Below are 16,144 nucleotides of genomic sequence, written 5' to 3'. Positions count from 1 at the left end.
CCCATCCGGCGACAGCGCCAACTAGCCCGCGATCAGCACCGTGCTCTCCGGCGACCAGCACAGCACCACGTCCTGCCCCTCCGCCAACCGCTCGATACCGGTGTTCTGCACGATGACCTTCAGCGTCTGGCCAGCACGTTCAACGAAGTAAGTGCTGTTGTTGCCGGCAAAGATGCGCTTGGAGACCTGCCCCCGGAGCATATTGGCATTGCTCTCCGAAGCCCCGACATCGGTGGCGATGCGGATGCGTTCAGGCCGCACGGCGCAGCTCGCCTTGGCACCGGCTGTAAGCGTCGCGCCCGCTCCCGCAGCGATCGCCGTGCCGTCCGCCAGCCGGATGCCGCTGCCCGTACTGTCGCCGCGAAAGATGTTGGCGTCGCCGAGGAAGGTGGCGGCGAACTCGCTCTTCGGCCGATCGTAGATCTCCTCGGGCGGCCCTTCCTGCACCAGCCTGCCGTCGCGCAATATGCCGATGCGGTCGCTCATCGTCAGCGCCTCTTCCTGGTCGTGGGTGACGAAGATGGTGGTGATGCGGATCTCGCGCTGGATGCGCTTGAGTTCGATCTGCATGTCGACCCGCAGCGCCTTGTCGAGCGCGCCCAATGGTTCGTCGAGCAGAAGCACGCGCGGCTTGGTGACGATGGCACGCGCCAGCGCCACGCGCTGGCGCTGGCCGCCCGACAGCTGGTGCGGCCGCCGGCCGCCGAGCTTGCCGAGTTGCACAAGGTCGAGCGCGCGCTGCACTTCCGTCGCAATCACCGCCTTGGCTTCGCCGCGCACCGACAGGCCGAAGGCGACATTGTCGGCAACGCTCATATTGGGAAACAGCGCATAATTCTGGAACACCATGCCGATGCGCCGCTTCTCGACCGGCACCCGCTCGACACTCTCGCCGCCGATCGCGATGCGGCCACTGTCGGGAAAGTCGAAGCCGGCGATCTGCCGCAGCAGCGTGGTCTTGCCGCTGCCCGAGGGCCCAAGCAGCGCATAGAAGCCGCCATCGGCGAAATCGATGGAGACGTCGTCCAACGCCTTGTGCGCACCAAAGCTGCGCGACACGTTCGATACCTGCACGCCGGCCATTATTTCTCTCCGCCGAATTTGAAGAAGCGCGCCGTGAGCAGCATCAGCGCCATCGACACGACGATGATGATTGTCGAGACCGCATTGATCTCGGGCGTGAACCCCTTGCGGATCGCCGCGTAGATTTCGACTGGCAGCGTCGTCTGCCCTGGCGTCGCCAGGAAATAGGACACCACGAACTGGTCGAACGAAACGGCGAAGGCGAACAGCCCGCCGGCAATGACGCCGGGCATGATCCACGGCAGCGTGACGCGCTGCGTCACTTGCCACTGATTGGCGCCGAGCGAGCGCGCCGCCTCTTCCAGTTCCGGCGCGAAGGTCTGCAGCCGCGCCGAAACGACGACGATGACATAGGGCAGCGCCAGCGCCACATGGCCAAGCAGGATGGCATGCAGCCCGCGACCGATGCCGACGCCAAAGAAGAAGATCAGCATCGCCGTGCCGGTGATCAGCCACGGAATGGCGATCGGCGGAAACAGCAGCGCCTGCAGGAATTTCTTGCCGCGAAATTCATTGCGATAGAGCGCCAGCGACGCCGCCGAACCGAGCACCGTGCAGATGATGGTGGTGATGACCGCGATCTCGACGCTGTTCCAGGTGGCGGCGATCAACTGGTCGTTCTGCCACAGCGAGGCGTACCATTCCGTCGTCCATTCGAACGGCAATTGATAGAAGGGAGAGACGTTGAACGACATCAGCGCCATGATGATGATCGGCAGGTATAGGAAGGCGAGCAGCAGCCAGATGTAGAGGCGGCCGAGCCATTCGAGGATGCGGGTCGTCGCCATCACGCAGCCCTCTTGAGCACTGGCGAAGCGACCGCCAGGATCACCAGCACGACGGCCAGCAGGATGAAGGAGAGCGCCGCCCCAAGCGGCCAGTTGAACACCGCGACGAACTGGTCCTCGATCACCGTGCCGTAGAAGGTTCCGGTGCGGCCGCCGAGGATGCGCGGCTCCATGAAGGAACCGACAACGGGGACAAAGATAAGCGCCGCGCCCGCCACCAATCCGGGCATCGATAGCGGAATGATGACCCGCTTCAGCACCTGCAGCCGCGAGGCACCGAGCGAGCGCCCGGCCTCGATCAGCGAGTCATCGATGGCCTGCAGCGTCAGGTAGCAGGTCAACACCATGTAGGGCACATAGGAATGCACCAGGCCGATGATCACGGCCGGGTAGGAATACATCAGATCGATGTTGATCTTGAACGGCAGCACGGCGTTGAGCGCCGTGTCGAGGATGCCGCCTTCGCGCAACACCATCGCCCAGGAAAAGATGCGCACCAGCCCATTCGACCAGAACGGCAGGATGACGAGCAGGAAGATCGCTTCGCGGCTGCGGCCCTTCAGCACCTTGGCCAGCACGTAAGCCGCGGGATAGCCGATTACGATGCACCACAGCGTCACTTCGAGGCCAAGCCGCAGCGAGGCGAGCAGCAGCGTCAGATAGAGGCTTTGCGAGAAGAAGGCGGCATAGTTGCCGAGCGTGAACGCCCACGGCTTCCCCGACAGCGGCAGCTCGGTCATGAACGAGAAGAAGACCATGGCCGACAGCGGCAGGAAGATCGCCACCGTCATCCAGAGATAGGCAGGCGCCAACAGCGGCAATGCCGATCTCAGCCCGCTTCGCGACGCTGTCGCAGCTGCCATGATACCTTCCTCCCCAGGATCGGAACGACCGGCCGGCGCGGACCGCCGGCCGGCCCCGATGTCGGCCTTATTTCACGTCGACCTTGAGCTGCTGCCACAGCGCCAGATAGGCCTCGCGCTGCGCATCGGTGATCGGCGCCTGGAACTGGATGCGCTTGGCGACCTCTGGATCGCCCATAACCTTGCGGTTGAAGGCATCCTCGGGCAACGCTTCCACCGCCTTGGTGTTGGCGGACACCGGAGCACCGACCTTGGTGACCCACTCGACGTAGAATTTCGGGTCGATCATGTAGTTGATGAAGGCCTCGGCGCCGGCGACATTCTTGGCGCCGACCGGGATGGAAAAGGCATCAAGCCAGGCGACGGCGCCTTCCTGCGGCACAACCAGCGAGACCGGCAGCTTGAAATGCGTCTTGGCGCGATCGGCCGAGCCGCTCCAATAGGTGCCGATGTCGATCTGGTTGGAGGCGACCATCTGGTTCCAGTCGTTCTCCGAGCTCCAGAACGTCTTGATCTGCGGCATCAGCGAGGTGAGCTTCGCCTTGACGGCGTCCATATCCTTGATGTCGTTGATGTTCTGGCCGGTGGCGATGGCGCCGAACTGAATCGCCTCGACGGCATCGTCACGAATGACGACGCGGCCCTTGTGGGCGGCATCCCACATCTCGGCGATGCTCGTTGGCGGCTTGTCGAAGGATTTGTCGTTGATGGCGAGCGCCGTCAGGCCCCACACCCACGGCACGCCATAGACCTTGCCGTCATGGACGAGCATTGGCGAGCCCGCCTTGTCCTTGCTGATGTCGGCGTAATTCGGCAACTTGGAAGTATCGATCGGCTGGATCAGCTTTCCGTCCATCGCCTGGTCGTTGAAGGCGGCGTTGATCATGACGACGTCGTAGAGGCCGGGATTGGTCCGGATCTTGGTCAGCATTTCCTGTTCGGAATTGAAGAAGTCGTTGATGACCTTGTTGCCGGTCGCCTTTTCGAAAGCCGCGACGGCCCACGGCTCGTCGGTGCCGTAGCCCTTCCAGTTGAGCACATGCACGTCGTCGGCCTTGGCGGCGAAGGCGAGTGCGGAGGTGAAGACGGCGGTCGCCGTCAGCAGAGCAGTCAAATCAGGCATGCGCATGGTTGGTTCCTCTCTGTGGGTTTGCCCGCTTTCCCGGGCTTGTCAGGCTTTCTGGCAGTTATGCATTGGCCTTCTGTGTCCGGCCCTGTGCGCCCGACGGGTCAGCGACATGGCTCAGGAATGTCTGGATCTCGTGATCGGTCGGCGCTGACGAGCCGCCATGGCGGGTGACCGAAATCGCCGCCGCCGCATTGGCGTAACGCGCCGCCTCGAACGGCGGGATGCCGCGCGACAACGCGCTGACGAAGGCGCCGATATGGGTGTCGCCGGCGCCGTTGGTGTCGATGGCGGTGACTTTGAAGCCGGCAACGGTCTGCACCGAGCCATCGGCCAGCCGTACGTAACAGCCCTTGGCGCCGGCGCGAATGACCACGCCCGCTGCCTTCGGGCAATGGACTTCCAGCAACCGCGCGGCAACCGTTTCAACGTTGCCCGAACCGGCGATCTCGGCCGCTTCCGTCGTGTTGCAGCTCAGCCATGTGGTGCGGGCCAGCACCCGCGACAGGATGGGGCGCGGAATGTCCGATATCACCGGCGTCGGATCGAAGACAAAGGGAATGTCTGCCGGCAGTGCCTCGATCCAGTCGGTGAGCGCGTCGCGGCTTGCCGGATAGCTCAGCGTATAGCCGGAGGTAAACACCCAGTCTCCCGGCGCGGCCGAGACGGGCGCCATCATGTCGAGGCTGAGCACGCTCTCCGCACCAGGCCACGACACGAAGGTGCGTTCGGCGTCACCGCTGATCATGGCGACGCAATTGCCGCTGTCCATCAGGAGCGATGGCGGCGTCAGCGTCTCGATGCCCTCGTTGGCGAAAGCGGCACGCAGGAAGTCGCCGTTGGGTCCACTGCCTAGCTGGCCGCCGAACACCACCTTCATGCCGGTACGGCTCGCCGCGACCATCATGTTGAAGCCGCCGCCGGCGACCTGGGCGAAGCTCGATGCGGTCTTCTCCGTGCCGGGCGCCGGCAAGGCATCGATGCGGTAGACATAGTCGACCACGGCACTGCCGATATGGACGAGGCGCCTGCTCATGCCGCAGCGTCCTTGCCGGAACTTTTTTTCGCCACCCTTGCCGCCACGAGATCGGCGGCAAGCGAGCGAACCTCCGACATGTCGATGCCGACAAGCCTGGCGATGTGCTGCTGCGGCAATCGGGAAAAGCCGGTGCAGGCGCCGGCCATGCCGGCCGCGATGGCACCGATCGTGTCGGTGTCGCCGCCGAGATTGGCGCTGATGACGGCCGCTTGCCATGGATCGCCGCCGGCGACCTCAAGTACCGCGAAGGCGGCCGGAACCGATTCCTGGCTGGCGACGCCGGTGCCGACCAGATCGGTGATCAGCCGGATCGCGTCCTTCGCCGCCTTGCCGCGCACGATGTCCTGCGCCCAGACAATGCGCGCGGCGATATCGCCGCCGGTCACCCAATGGCCGAGCGTGGCCCCGCGCCTCGCCGCCGCAACGGCGCTGTCGGACGCGGCGCGCCAGCCGCCGCCGGCGACGCCGCGGCTGACGGCGGCAGCAACGGCGGCGGCCGAAGCGATAGCGATCGAAGTGTTGTGCGTCGCCCGGCAGGTCTCCGCCACCTTGGCGACCAGCGCGTCGAGCGGCGCCACCGGCATCATGATGCCGACAGGGGCAATACGCATCGCCGCACCATTGGTGTCGCCGCCGCGCCCGGCCTTTTCCGCCGGCACGCCATTGTTGATGGCGTCGATGGCGCGTTTGGTCGACGGCCCCAGCAGATCGTAGCTGCCGCGCGCCTTGACCTCGCGCTCCCAGTCGAGCAGCGCGTTGACCCAGCGCGCATGGTCGAAACGGTCACCGGACTCCACAAGGATGCGGCCAAGCAGCAGCGCCTGTTCGGTGTCGTCGGTGATGGTGCCGGCCAGAAGCCCTTTCGACACTGGGTGGTCGGCCACCGGGGCGACGAAATCGTCGACATGGCCATAGAGTTCGGCGATGCGGGCCGGCGACAGGAGTTGCGTCGGCATGCCCAGCGCATCGCCAAGCGCCCCGCCGACAAGTGCGCCCATGGCGCGGTCGATCGCCTTGCTGGCTGCATCCGACATCGCTCAGAACCTCATATGCAGCGCGAAATGCGCCGGGTTGAGCAGGCTGGTGACATATTCGATCGGCCGATCGTCGGCGGCACGGGTCAACCGGCGGCCGCGCAGGAACGGCGTGCCTTGCGGGCAACCGAGGATGGCGGCATCGTCGGCATTGAGCATCTCGATCTCGACCCATTCCTCGCCATGGTCCGGAATGAGACCAGCGCCACGCAGCGTCTGGTGCAGCGAACCCTCGCGCAGGCCGCGCAGCGGCACGTCCTCCAGCTCCGGCGACAGCGGCAGCCGGCTGCGCTCGATGGAAATCGCATGGCCGTCGCTGGCGTTTGTGCGCACCCGGTCGACGGCGATGAAAAACGGGCTCTCGATGCCAAGCCAGGTAGCCAGGTCGGCGTCCTCGATCACCTCCAGCCGCAGCGTCCGCGTCTCGGCATTGGCGCCCGCATTGGCGAGCGCCCGCGACCATCCGATCGCGTCGTCGACCGGCTTGCCGTCGAAGGTGACGAACGAGCCGATGCCGACCTTGGTGGTGATCAGCCCGCGGCTGGACAGTTCTTCGAGGCCCTTGCGAACCGTGTTGCGGCTGACGGAGAAGCGCTGGACCAGCTCGTTCTCGCTCTGCAGGCGGTCGCCGAAGCCGAGCACGCCGGACCGGATTTCGTGCTCCAGGACAGTGGCGATCTGCTCGGGCTTGCCCGTGCCGGGAGACAGTTGAACAGCGCGCCGCTTCATATGCGTACCTGTCTAGTGAACCTGTATAATCCTGTTCAATATATGGGTGCGGATACCGTGTCAACGGGATGCCGAAGACACGCCAAATGGGCAGCGAACGGTGCGGAAATGCCTGCAAAGCGTCGATCGGCAGGCAATACGGATCCGAAAATCTGACCCCAATCGTCGAAAAGACCTCAATCAATCAATAGGATAGAGCCAGATCTTGTTTCAACTTTTCTGGGCAGGCTACGGCATCGACACTTCACGGGGTTCAACGAGGATGTCCGCCTCGATTGCGGCGCTGATGAACGCCGCTCGTGCCGCCGAAGCTTCTTTCTTTCCCTCAAGCACGGCCAGGCAGACCTTGCGGGCTGCCATGTGCCTTTGCCCTGTCGCCACCGGCCAGCGGTTCATCAGAATATCGGCGGCCTGGGCAACCCGCTCCACGTTGAAGATCGAGTTTCGCGACCGGCCGAGCGCAATCCTGACCGGCTCGTCGAAACGCTGGTCTTGCACCACGTCACCTCCCGAGGTCGAACGTGCCGACCTAATTCCCTGCAATGTGATAGATTCTCTGAGGAAGGTGCAAGATGTCCGATTCCAGTGGCCAGAAAAGTCCCAAACTGATTGTCGTGGTCGCGTTCGACCGCGGCGGAGACGGCGAATTGTTTCCGGCCTTCGGCCCTGCCGACCAGCAGAGCGAGGACCGCGCCATCCGCACCGCCAGGGCTCTGGCGGCAAAGCATGTCGGCGTCATCGCCTGGAGCCGTGATGCCGACCCCATGCTGGGCGACTACGGCCCACCGACGACGCTGTTCGTCAGCGGCGACGTGCCGGACATGGAGTAGGTCGACCGCCACAGCTCCAGTTGACTCGGCGGCGTTCCACACAGGGCCGGTAAAATAAAACGTCGTTTTAATATATGTTCATTTCAAGGAACTGTTTTCTCTCGATTCCGTTTGTCTGCAGGTCGTTTATTTTAATGACCTCCACAGAGAGGAATATCCAGATGAACTTCAAGATGCTCACCATGGGCGCGATGGCGCTTGCAATGATGACTGGCTCAGCGCTTGCGGCTACCCACACGTCCGCGCTTGACGATCCGGCAAAGATGTCGCCGTTCTTCACCGATGCCGGCATGAAGACCATGAAGTCCGAGGCGGAATTCAAGACCGCCTGGATGGCCATGAAGGAAGAAGACCGCGCAGGCATGACGAAGGAATGTGGCGACGAGGCCATTGCCAAGTCGCATGACAATTTCTGCAAGATGACCAAGCAGCTCGGCGGCGCGAACTGACGCACCACGATTTGGGCGCATACCCAAATCGAACAGCTGGATGAAGGCGGGCCAAATGCCCGCCTTTTTTCAGCGGCGATGTGAGGCATCACATCACCGTGCCTGCGGATTCACTTCGCGACAACGGTCGGGCAAATGTATAATGTCCCTATTTGGAGTGGCAGAACGCCGCTCATTTGGCTTTGTGCCCATGTTTCAACCCATTGCGAATATCGAGGACGCACAGACGCTGGCGCAGGCGATCGTCAACACGATCACCGAGCCGTTTCTCGTGCTCGACGAGCAGTTTCGCGTGCTGGCGGCCAGCCGCTCCTTCTACAAGACATTCGAAGTCGACCCCGCGCAGACCCAGGGCTCGCTGCTCTATGCGCTCGGCGACGGTCAGTGGGATATTCCCGCACTTCGCCTGCTGCTGGAGACAATCATTCCCGAGAAGACCGCCATGGACGGCTTCGAGGTCGAGCATGATTTCCCGCGCATCGGCCGCCGCACCATGCTGCTCAACGCCCGCAAGGTGCTTTACGACCACAGTTCGGCCATCACCATCCTTCTCGCCTTCAACGACATAACCGCCCGTCGTGTCATCGAGCGGGAAAAGGAAGAACTGCTCAGCCGCACCGAGGATCTGCTTCGGCAGAAGGACGTCCTGCTGCGCGAGATGGAGCATCGGGTCGCCAACAGCCTGCAGATCATCGCCAGCATCCTGTTGCTGAAGGCACGCTCGGTCACATCGGAAGAGACGCGCCAGCATCTCAAGGACGCCCACCAGCGCGTTCTGTCCGTGGCCGAAGTGCAGCGCCACCTCCACACCTCGGCCGGTATCGACGAGATCGATGTTGGCTCTTACCTTCCGAAATTGTGCAGCAGCCTCGCCTCGTCGATGGTCGGCGAAGCTCAGCCGATCACGGTCACCGTGACGGCCGAAGGCGGCAGAATGGACTCGCAGCGAGCCGTCAGCCTCGGTCTGATCGTCACCGAACTCGTCCTCAACGCCATCAAATATGCCTTCCCCAAGGAGAAGACCGACGCCCGCATCCAGGTGAGCTACGAGACCGCGGGCAGCGACTGGAAACTGACGGTTTCGGACAATGGCGTCGGCAAGATCGCCAACGACGTACCGGCTACCGGCCTTGGAACAGCCATCGTCGAGGCGCTGGTCAAACAGCTGGAGGCCAAGGTGGAAGCTATAAGTGACACCGACGGCACCAGCGTGTCGGTGACCCGGGCGACGTTCACCTCACGGGTGCCGCGAGCGGCGTAAAAACCGCTACCACAATGCCTGCCTTCCCGATATCGCCTCGATCCTGATCTGATAGAAGAGATGGCTGCCCGAAACCGTTGGCGTAGCGCCTGGCTTCAGGGATCCCGGTTCCCACCAGTTCGCATGCTTTGCAAGAAGCGACCAGGCAAATTTGCGGTCACTGTCGATCGGAGCAGTCATTCTTTCGACGCCGGCAGCGCTGTCATCCAGGTCGGGCCCTTTGGGCAATTCCTCGAAGAGGCCATCCACGACGACACTCCTCCAGCCATGCGGGCCACCTACATCATCGACCTGAAGGCAGACGTGGGGGTTGGCCTGCATCCACTCGACCTTCCTGCCGGGAAGCGAGAAACTGAAAATGGCGTTGTCGCCGAAGGCAAAATGGATCGGCACCACATAGGGTTTGAGGTCACGCACACAGGCCAGGCGGCCAATGCGTTGCGTCTTCAGCAGGGCAACGCAGTCCTGCCGCGTCATCTCCTTGACGTTCATCGCAAATCCTTCTTTCTGTTCAGGCAGCGCGATCGATGCGGCGGATGACCTTTATGGCCTCTGCTTCCGCCAACCCAATCAGCGAATCGATTCCCTGGATGGTCTCGATATGGCCGCGAGCCGCCACCATCCGTCGCAGGATGTGAAGATCATCGCGAATTTCGCAGAGTGTTGTCCGGAGCGTCACAGGCATTTGGCAGCCTTCCGCAACTCAACTGTCTCGACGGCAAGCCGGTTCCCTCGACCGCCAAGCAAAAGCCCGCCACGGCGAACCGGAGCGGGCCTTGGAGGAGGACAAGGAGTGGGACCCTTTCCTCTTGTTTCCACGGGGGGTGTGGACCGCAATCACCTTACAAAAGTTTCCAAACAAGCCGGATCACAAGCCGGCTTGCGAACATCACATTCCGGTGCGCGCCGGTATCGACGCGGTCACGGGATTGAGATCGTTCCGGCGAGCAACGCGGCTAGATGCGTCCGAGCACGACAAGCACGATGATGACGAGCAGCACGAGCCCGAGGCCGCCGCCGCCATAATAGCCGGTGCCATAGAACGGCCCGCCGCCGAAGCCGCTGAAGCCTCCAAGCAACGCTATGACAAGAATAATGATGAGTATGGTTCCGAGGCCCATGGCTTTCCCGCTCCTGTAGACGCTGACGCGCCGGTTTGAACATCGTCGCACGCGATGTTTCGATGACGTAAACGTTCGAGCAGCCTTACCGTTCCGCGAGATTGTCATGGGGTGCATGCATGAAGAAGATTCGCCGGCAAAGTGAAAAGGCCCACCACCTTGCGGCAGCGGGCCCTTAGCGTTTTCCAGCTTCAGCGGCGCGAGGTCGGGTCGTAGCTGCCTCCGTCCACAGGCCCTGTTGTCAGACGATCCCGTAGTACAGCCTGTAGTGGACGCGCTTCATATAGTCCCGATATTCCGGCGTGGCGGCAAGGAGCGCCTCTTCGCGCAGGATGCGATGCATCTGGAAGAACGTGATGACGGCGTAGACGGCGAGATTGTAGAAGGAAAAGGCGGACAGCAGGAACAGGAGATGGCCGACCAGATAGCCGGAATAGATCGGGTGTCGCACCAGGCGGTAGGCACCGCCGGTCATCACGCCGCGATTGCCCGGCAGAATGGCGAACGAACGCCCCAGCGATATCTTTCCCCAGATCACGAAACCCAACGCCAGGGCTTGCAGCGGCGCGGCGACATAGACCGTGATGATGGCAACGCCGGGCTCAAAGGTGATGAAGCCGACACCGAAGCTGGCGATCACGGAGACGATCACCGTGAGCGGGTTCCAGTCGCGAACCTGAGGCCGCCGCGACAGAAGCAGCCAGGTAAAGGTAAGGATCTCGGAAGTCGCCACCAGCGCCACGTTGAGACGGGTCGGGTCGAGCATGAGGTGAGATATGCCGCGATAGACAAACAGCCCCGCGAAAACCAGCGCGCAGGTCCGAAAGAAGCCTTCCCGCAAGTCGACTAGGATTTCCGGCTTTCGGGCTACGGACAAAATCCCATCGTCGTTGACGTGCGAAAGGGTTTCACTTTTTGACATGAACAAGGCCAAGCACCCGATTATCCCTCGGGGCGACCTTTGCATGCAACCATTGCCGGACGGTTAATCAACAATGCCGGATTGGCATTAAACCGGGCCGAGAGTGACCATCAAGGATTGCTGCGCAGCCTGGATGCAATCCTGAGATTATGCGAGGGTCGGCAATCGCTCGCTCCTTTGGTTGGCGAGGCTCCCTACCCCAGATACGCATTGCTGAAATACCCCCGCGAAATCCAGGCGTTGCTTGACAGCATCGTTATTGGCATCGCGCAGAATGCCGGACGCGAAGAGATAGTCGCCGATCGCGTCCATCCGGGCCGGATCCATGGTGCCGATGGCGCCGCTTTGGCTGCGCAGGTAATGACCATCGATCAGTGCCCTCAGCGAGGCCTCGATCAGCGCCGCTTGCCGCCCCCGTCTCAGACCCGACGGTACGGAGCACCCCTGTGGATGCGCGGGTTAAAGCGCCATTCGAGCTGAAGCGAAAGCCGTTTTTTGGTGCGCTGCGCCAAGGCATTGCGCCAGGCTCAGGCCCTGAGCCGAAGCAATCAATGCTGCCGAAGCGGAATTTATCGGGAACCTTCACTGCCGCGGCGTCTGGCTGCCGGTATGCGCATGGCGCAGGAAATCGACGAAAGCCCGTACCGCCGGTGATGTATGACGCTGCTTCTGATAGCAGAGGAACCAGCCGGGAAAGACCGCGCACCAATCATCCAGCAGCGACACCAGCTTGCCGGCATCGATCAGCGGGCGCACGAGGTCTTCCGCCCAAAAGGCGATGCCGACGCCCTGCACGGCGGCGGCAATCGCCATGTCACGACTGGAGACGACCAGCGGACCATTGACCGCGACCGAGAACCATCGACCATCCCTGGCGAATTCCCATGTGTAGAGCCCAGCACTGCCCGGCCGGCGCCAATTGATGCAGCGGTGCTGGAGCAGATCGGCCGGTGCTGACGGCGATCCGCAACGGGCGATGTAGTCCGGCGAAGCCACGGCGAGTTGGCGCTGGGTGCCACCAAGTGCCACGGCAACCATGTCGGCTTCGAGAAATTCGCCAAGCCTGGCGCTGACATCATAGCCGGCCTCGACAATGTCGACGGCGGCATCGTCGATCGTCACGTCCAGCACGATGTCCGGCCATGCCTCATAAAAACGGCCGAGCACCGGCTCCAGATAGGTGGTGGCGGCAACGCTGGGCATATGGACGCGCAAGATGCCGGCCGGCGTGTCGCGCAAGGCGGCCGCATCGCTGACCGCCGCCTCCATCTCGGCCAACGCCGGCGCGAAGCGCGCATGCAGGCGCGCGCCGGCTTCGGTCAAAGAGAGGCTGCGGGTGGTGCGGTTGAGCAGGCGCAGGCCAAGCCGCGTTTCGAGCTGACGGATCGTCTGGCTAAGCGTCGACGCCGAAATCCTGAGATCTTCAGCGGCACGGGCGAAGCTGCCATGCGCGACGACAGCGGCAAAGGCCTTCAGCTCCGCATAGTCGCTACCACGCATTATGCCATATTCTCCAATGAGTATGATGGCAGTCTATCGTATTTTCCGCAAGGCGTCTGCTGCCTAGCTTGAGGACATGTCTCGAACGGCGCCGATCATCTGCATCGAGCACATCTGAATCTCCCTCTGAGCAGGAGCAACGAACATGCAGAAACTCAACGGAAAAATCGCGTTGGTGACCGGCGCCTCCTCGGGAATTGGCGCGGCGACCGCGCTGGCTCTGGCGGAGCAAGGCGCGGTCGTCGCCATCGCGGCGCGGCGCCGGCAGCGCCTCGATGATCTGGCCACACGCATCCGCGACGCCCGCGGTGAGGCGCTCGTGATCGAGGCCGACATTGCCGACGAGGCGCAGGCCACAGCCATGGTCCGGCGCGTGCTGGAAAGCTATGGCCGGCTGGACATGCTGTTCAATGTTGCCGGTGTCGGCGTCGCCGCCCCCTTCCGGAACACCACCACCGGCGAATACCGGGAGATGGTCGATATCAACATCCTGGGTCTGCTCTACACGATCAATGCGGCGCTGCCGGCAATGAAACGGCAGGGATCAGGCCACATCATCATCGTGTCGTCTGGTACCGGCCGCTACATCCACCCATCGGTGGTCTATTCCGGCACCAAGCATGCGGCCAGCGCCATGGCGGAATCGCTGCGCCGCGAAATCGGCAAGGACGGTATCCGCGTCACGGTGATCGAGCCGGGCGCGGTCAGGACAGAGTTCACGGCCAACATGCGCGACGAGGTGCGACTGGCGGTCGAGCAAAGGTTGGGCAACATGGAGCAGCTGGAGAGCGAGGACATCGCCGCCGCCATGCTCTATGCGGTCTCGCAGCCACCAAGGGTCAACGTCAACATCCTGACCCTCTATCCAACGCAGCAGTCCTGAAAACTCCCGCAGCCCGTTCCCCGCCGCGATCGATTGCTCCGTGGCGCTTTTGCTCCGAATCTCAAGCGAGTTATAAGAAAATTGCGAAAACCTTATAACTGCCGGACCGGCACCACACTCATACGCACGATGCCGCTCGACGAGGTCGTCGAGCGGCATGTCCGGCGGAACCGGGAACTGTGAACCTTAGGAAACCGCCTTCTCGCGAACCGGCAGCTTCCAGCCCGGCCTGACGAAGTGGCAGGTGTAGCCGTTGGGGTATTTCTCCAGGTAGTCCTGATGTTCAGGCTCGGCTTCCCAGAAGGGACCGGCCGGCGCGACTTCGGTGACGACCTTGCCCGGCCACAGGCCAGAGGCATCGACATCGGCGATGGTGTCTTCGGCCACGCGCTTCTGTTCGTCGCTGGTGTAATAGATTGCCGAGCGATAGCTCATTCCGACATCGTTGCCCTGGCGGTTGCGGGTCGTCGGATCATGGATCTGGAAAAAGCGCTCCAGCAGCGTGCGATAGCTGATGATGGCCGGATCGAAATTGATCTCGATGGCCTCGGCATGGGTGCCATGGTTGCGATAGGTGGCGTTGGGCACGTCGCCACCGCTGTAGCCGACACGGGTGGAGATGACACCGGGATAGCGCCGTATCAAATCCTGCATGCCCCAGAAACAGCCGCCGGCAAACACTGCGCGTTCGGTCGAAGTCGCCATATCACGTCTCCTCAAAAGCAATTCCGGGAAAAGTGCGTAGCGACTCTCCGTCTGGAATTGAGCAAAAGCAAGTTGGATCTCCCCATAAATGGGCATTGTCTCTTGCTTCGTCCAGCGGACCGGCCGACCTGCTTCAGTTGCCAGGTTGGGCGAGGCTGTCGATCACACTCGGCAACTGCGGCGCACTAGGCGGAACGGCGGCAAAGCTGACCGCCACCGGCGGCGCCTTGAGCGACCAGTCGAAAAGAACGGTTTTGACCGGGATGTTGCCCAGCCACGCCTGCAGATAAGGTGGCACGTCGCGTCCAGGCCAGACCAGGAGTATGCCGTGGTCACGCAGCCGCTCCTTGGTGATCCAGGGGGCGTACTGCATGTTCAGGTCGGTGAAGATCGACGGCTTGTCATAGGCATTGAGGCCCGCCAGCGGCGCAATAAGGGCATGGCCGCCGACGATGTCGAGCCGATCGGGCGTCGCCGCGTGCCAGACGGCCTCGGCCTCATCCGAGATCTTCTGCGCCGGCCAACAGACGGCGTCCATGCGCCCGCGCAGATTGCATTTCGTCCAGCGGATGCCCGCATAGGCACCGGAGATGCCAATAATGCAGATGAGCGCGCCGATCGCCAGCTTTCGCATCTCGACGGTGCCAAGGCGGTGGCCCAGCAAGGCGAGCGCCACAACGCCAGCGAGATTGTACATCGGCGCGCCCCAGGCCTCGCCTGCGCCGGCGAACAGGGACGCCACCATGACGAGGATCGCCGGGCCAAGCCCCATCCACAAGAGATAGACCAGCGTACCGCGCCCGACGGGCTCTTGCGGCGGGGGCGAGCGCCGCAGCAGCCCTGATATCGCCAGCACCAGAAGAAAGCCGCAGAGCCCGGCCATCTGGACGCCGATATAATAAAAGCGGGAGCGATGGGCCTGCACCCACTGATCGCGCCAGGCGGCATAGGTCAGCGGCAGGAAATCGACGCGGTAGAGCTCGATGGCCAGCGGCGCAGCGACAGCGACGAAAACCGCAAGCCCAAGCCATGGCCAAGGCGTGGCGAGCCGGCTGCGTGCCCGCGTGTCGGACAGCAGCCAGATGGCGCCAAACAGCAACAGCAGGCCGGTGGAAAACTTGGCGTAGAGCCCGACGCCAGACACCATTCCGAGCGCCAGCCACCAGACCGGCCCACCGCCACGGCCCGCACGCCACAGCAGCCAGCAGATAGCGGCCCAGAAGGGCATCTGCGCGTAGTCATGATTGAACTGCGGGGTCGGCCAGCCGAAGAAATAGAGCGACGGCATCAAAAGCACGGCGGCCAGCGCGCGGGTTCGCCCGAGCATGTCGCGGGCCAGCAGATAGACCAGGACGAAAGTCGCCGAGATCGTCAGCTGGGCCACGAAATATTGCGGCCAGCGGAACGATCCGGTCAGAAGATGGCTGGTCTCGAGCAGCCATGCGGGAAGTTGTGGATGCTTGTAGGTCAACAGCACCCATTCGCGTCCCCACATGAAGCCTTCTACGACATCGTTGGGCGGTGAGACGTTGACAAGCGCCGGCGCCACCGTCCAGCAGAATATCTGCGTCAGGCACAAAATCGCCAGCAAATACCAGGGACGACGGATCAGACTGGACAAACCCGATGGGGAATCGACGCCGGCGGCAGGCAATCCCGCCGGCACCCAGTGATCCATGGATCCATCTATCCCCGCCATGCGGCGCTTAAATCACATAGTCCGGTTTGACGAACAGCCCCAAACATCGAAGCTTACGAAAAAGTATAGCTGTGTGCCATTGCAGCACCAAGATCGAGCAGGAGTGTCGGCG

Annotated in this window: 20 protein-coding genes; 5 read left to right on the top strand and 15 right to left on the bottom strand. The window is 62.7% G+C overall.

What is annotated here, in order from left to right; genetic code table 11:
• Positions 1-21 precede the first annotated feature (21 nt).
• The 8 genes from B5V02_RS07760 to B5V02_RS07725 form a co-directional block, all read right to left on the bottom strand.
• Positions 22-1,083 (bottom strand): ABC transporter ATP-binding protein, encoded by a 1,062-nt coding sequence (locus B5V02_RS07760; RefSeq protein ID WP_111543532.1) that lies wholly within the window; start codon positions 1,081-1,083, stop codon positions 22-24.
• Complete coding sequence (locus B5V02_RS07755) at positions 1,083-1,871, bottom strand: ABC transporter permease (RefSeq protein ID WP_111543531.1); 789 nt, start codon at positions 1,869-1,871, stop codon at positions 1,083-1,085. The genes B5V02_RS07760 and B5V02_RS07755 overlap by 1 nt, the downstream gene beginning before the upstream one ends.
• Positions 1,871-2,734, bottom strand: a complete 864-nt coding sequence (locus B5V02_RS07750; RefSeq protein ID WP_111543530.1) for an ABC transporter permease — start codon at positions 2,732-2,734, stop codon at positions 1,871-1,873. The genes B5V02_RS07755 and B5V02_RS07750 overlap by 1 nt, the downstream gene beginning before the upstream one ends.
• Positions 2,735-2,801: 67 nt before the next feature.
• Positions 2,802-3,863, bottom strand: a complete 1,062-nt coding sequence (locus tag B5V02_RS07745) for an ABC transporter substrate-binding protein (RefSeq protein WP_111543529.1) — start codon at positions 3,861-3,863, stop codon at positions 2,802-2,804.
• A 58-nt stretch (positions 3,864-3,921) separates the two neighbouring features.
• The gene (locus B5V02_RS07740) at positions 3,922-4,896 is read right to left on the bottom strand and encodes a PfkB family carbohydrate kinase (RefSeq protein ID WP_111543528.1); all 975 of its coding nucleotides are present in this window, start codon (positions 4,894-4,896) and stop codon (positions 3,922-3,924) included.
• A complete protein-coding gene (locus tag B5V02_RS07735) occupies positions 4,893-5,933 on the bottom strand; it encodes an ADP-ribosylglycohydrolase family protein (protein WP_111543527.1) in 1,041 nt (346 codons plus the stop codon). The genes B5V02_RS07740 and B5V02_RS07735 overlap by 4 nt, the downstream gene beginning before the upstream one ends.
• A gap of 3 nt (positions 5,934-5,936) precedes the next feature.
• A complete protein-coding gene (locus tag B5V02_RS07730; RefSeq protein ID WP_111543526.1) occupies positions 5,937-6,662 on the bottom strand; it encodes a GntR family transcriptional regulator in 726 nt (241 codons plus the stop codon).
• Positions 6,663-6,890: 228 nt separating this feature from the next.
• Positions 6,891-7,160 carry a DUF982 domain-containing protein gene (locus B5V02_RS07725; RefSeq protein ID WP_111543819.1) on the bottom strand — a complete coding sequence of 90 codons (270 nt, stop codon included), beginning with the start codon at positions 7,158-7,160 and terminating at the stop codon, positions 6,891-6,893.
• 74 nt (positions 7,161-7,234) lie between these two features.
• Between B5V02_RS07725 and B5V02_RS07720 the strand changes: the two genes are divergently transcribed.
• The 3 genes from B5V02_RS07720 (at position 7,235) to B5V02_RS07710 (ending at position 9,202) form a co-directional block, all read left to right on the top strand.
• Entirely contained in the window at positions 7,235-7,492 is a 258-nt protein-coding gene (locus B5V02_RS07720) for a hypothetical protein (RefSeq protein WP_111543525.1), read from the top strand.
• Between the two features lie 161 nt (positions 7,493-7,653).
• The gene (locus B5V02_RS07715) at positions 7,654-7,941 is read left to right on the top strand and encodes a hypothetical protein (RefSeq protein ID WP_111543524.1); all 288 of its coding nucleotides are present in this window, start codon (positions 7,654-7,656) and stop codon (positions 7,939-7,941) included.
• 190 nt (positions 7,942-8,131) lie between these two features.
• Entirely contained in the window at positions 8,132-9,202 is a 1,071-nt protein-coding gene (locus B5V02_RS07710) for a sensor histidine kinase (protein ID WP_111543523.1), read from the top strand.
• A 6-nt stretch (positions 9,203-9,208) separates the two neighbouring features.
• Here the strand turns inward: B5V02_RS07710 and B5V02_RS07705 are convergent, their stop codons facing one another.
• The 4 genes from B5V02_RS07705 to B5V02_RS07695 all read right to left on the bottom strand — a co-directional run bounded on the left by B5V02_RS07705 (position 9,209) and on the right by B5V02_RS07695 (position 11,245).
• Positions 9,209-9,694, bottom strand: coding sequence for a pyridoxamine 5'-phosphate oxidase family protein (locus B5V02_RS07705; RefSeq protein ID WP_111543522.1), 486 nt, complete (start codon positions 9,692-9,694; stop codon positions 9,209-9,211).
• Between the two features lie 19 nt (positions 9,695-9,713).
• Positions 9,714-9,887, bottom strand: coding sequence for a hypothetical protein (locus tag B5V02_RS40490; protein WP_167458398.1), 174 nt, complete (start codon positions 9,885-9,887; stop codon positions 9,714-9,716).
• Between the two features lie 271 nt (positions 9,888-10,158).
• Entirely contained in the window at positions 10,159-10,323 is a 165-nt protein-coding gene (locus tag B5V02_RS07700) for a DUF3309 family protein (RefSeq protein WP_111543521.1), read from the bottom strand.
• Positions 10,324-10,564: 241 nt separating this feature from the next.
• Positions 10,565-11,245 (bottom strand): methyltransferase family protein, encoded by a 681-nt coding sequence (locus B5V02_RS07695; RefSeq protein ID WP_167458397.1) that lies wholly within the window; start codon positions 11,243-11,245, stop codon positions 10,565-10,567.
• A gap of 39 nt (positions 11,246-11,284) precedes the next feature.
• Here B5V02_RS07695 and B5V02_RS40485 point away from each other — a divergent pair, with 39 nt between their 5' ends.
• Positions 11,285-11,725 (top strand): hypothetical protein, encoded by a 441-nt coding sequence (locus B5V02_RS40485; protein ID WP_167458396.1) that lies wholly within the window; start codon positions 11,285-11,287, stop codon positions 11,723-11,725.
• Positions 11,726-11,827: 102 nt separating this feature from the next.
• Here the strand turns inward: B5V02_RS40485 and B5V02_RS07685 are convergent, their stop codons facing one another.
• Complete coding sequence (locus tag B5V02_RS07685; protein ID WP_111543519.1) at positions 11,828-12,745, bottom strand: LysR family transcriptional regulator; 918 nt, start codon at positions 12,743-12,745, stop codon at positions 11,828-11,830.
• 145 nt (positions 12,746-12,890) lie between these two features.
• Between B5V02_RS07685 and B5V02_RS07680 the strand changes: the two genes are divergently transcribed.
• Positions 12,891-13,628, top strand: coding sequence for an SDR family oxidoreductase (locus B5V02_RS07680; RefSeq protein WP_111543518.1), 738 nt, complete (start codon positions 12,891-12,893; stop codon positions 13,626-13,628).
• Between the two features lie 186 nt (positions 13,629-13,814).
• Here the strand turns inward: B5V02_RS07680 and msrA are convergent, their stop codons facing one another.
• Positions 13,815-14,333 carry a peptide-methionine (S)-S-oxide reductase MsrA gene (gene msrA, locus B5V02_RS07675; protein ID WP_111543517.1) on the bottom strand — a complete coding sequence of 173 codons (519 nt, stop codon included), beginning with the start codon at positions 14,331-14,333 and terminating at the stop codon, positions 13,815-13,817.
• Between the two features lie 133 nt (positions 14,334-14,466).
• A complete protein-coding gene (locus B5V02_RS07670; protein WP_245445768.1) occupies positions 14,467-16,011 on the bottom strand; it encodes a glycosyltransferase family 39 protein in 1,545 nt (514 codons plus the stop codon).
• Positions 16,012-16,144 lie beyond the last annotated feature (133 nt).

The organism is Mesorhizobium kowhaii, assembly GCF_003253745.1.
GTDB classification, from domain to species: domain Bacteria; phylum Pseudomonadota; class Alphaproteobacteria; order Rhizobiales; family Rhizobiaceae; genus Mesorhizobium; species Mesorhizobium kowhaii.
This window is presented reverse-complemented; position numbering and strand designations above follow the sequence as displayed.

Excerpts from the sequence above, each read along its gene's own strand:
- B5V02_RS07730 (WP_111543526.1), bottom strand. The coding sequence starts at position 6,662 with ATGAAGCGGCGCGCTGTTCAACTGTCTCCCGGCACGGGCAAGCCCGAG.
- B5V02_RS07750 (WP_111543530.1), bottom strand. The coding sequence starts at position 2,734 with ATGGCAGCTGCGACAGCGTCGCGAAGCGGGCTGAGATCGGCATTGCCG.
- B5V02_RS07670 (WP_245445768.1), bottom strand. The coding sequence starts at position 16,011 with ATGGATCACTGGGTGCCGGCGGGATTGCCTGCCGCCGGCGTCGATTCC.
- B5V02_RS07715 (WP_111543524.1), top strand. The coding sequence starts at position 7,654 with ATGAACTTCAAGATGCTCACCATGGGCGCGATGGCGCTTGCAATGATG.
- B5V02_RS40490 (WP_167458398.1), bottom strand. The coding sequence starts at position 9,887 with ATGCCTGTGACGCTCCGGACAACACTCTGCGAAATTCGCGATGATCTT.
- B5V02_RS07685 (WP_111543519.1), bottom strand. The coding sequence starts at position 12,745 with ATGCGTGGTAGCGACTATGCGGAGCTGAAGGCCTTTGCCGCTGTCGTC.
- msrA (WP_111543517.1), bottom strand. The coding sequence starts at position 14,333 with ATGGCGACTTCGACCGAACGCGCAGTGTTTGCCGGCGGCTGTTTCTGG.
- B5V02_RS07710 (WP_111543523.1), top strand. The coding sequence starts at position 8,132 with ATGTTTCAACCCATTGCGAATATCGAGGACGCACAGACGCTGGCGCAG.
- B5V02_RS07740 (WP_111543528.1), bottom strand. The coding sequence starts at position 4,896 with ATGAGCAGGCGCCTCGTCCATATCGGCAGTGCCGTGGTCGACTATGTC.
- B5V02_RS07705 (WP_111543522.1), bottom strand. The coding sequence starts at position 9,694 with ATGAACGTCAAGGAGATGACGCGGCAGGACTGCGTTGCCCTGCTGAAG.
- B5V02_RS07745 (WP_111543529.1), bottom strand. The coding sequence starts at position 3,863 with ATGCGCATGCCTGATTTGACTGCTCTGCTGACGGCGACCGCCGTCTTC.
- B5V02_RS07760 (WP_111543532.1), bottom strand. The coding sequence starts at position 1,083 with ATGGCCGGCGTGCAGGTATCGAACGTGTCGCGCAGCTTTGGTGCGCAC.
- B5V02_RS07720 (WP_111543525.1), top strand. The coding sequence starts at position 7,235 with ATGTCCGATTCCAGTGGCCAGAAAAGTCCCAAACTGATTGTCGTGGTC.
- B5V02_RS07700 (WP_111543521.1), bottom strand. The coding sequence starts at position 10,323 with ATGGGCCTCGGAACCATACTCATCATTATTCTTGTCATAGCGTTGCTT.
- B5V02_RS07695 (WP_167458397.1), bottom strand. The coding sequence starts at position 11,245 with ATGTCAAAAAGTGAAACCCTTTCGCACGTCAACGACGATGGGATTTTG.
- B5V02_RS07680 (WP_111543518.1), top strand. The coding sequence starts at position 12,891 with ATGCAGAAACTCAACGGAAAAATCGCGTTGGTGACCGGCGCCTCCTCG.
- B5V02_RS07735 (WP_111543527.1), bottom strand. The coding sequence starts at position 5,933 with ATGTCGGATGCAGCCAGCAAGGCGATCGACCGCGCCATGGGCGCACTT.
- B5V02_RS07755 (WP_111543531.1), bottom strand. The coding sequence starts at position 1,871 with ATGGCGACGACCCGCATCCTCGAATGGCTCGGCCGCCTCTACATCTGG.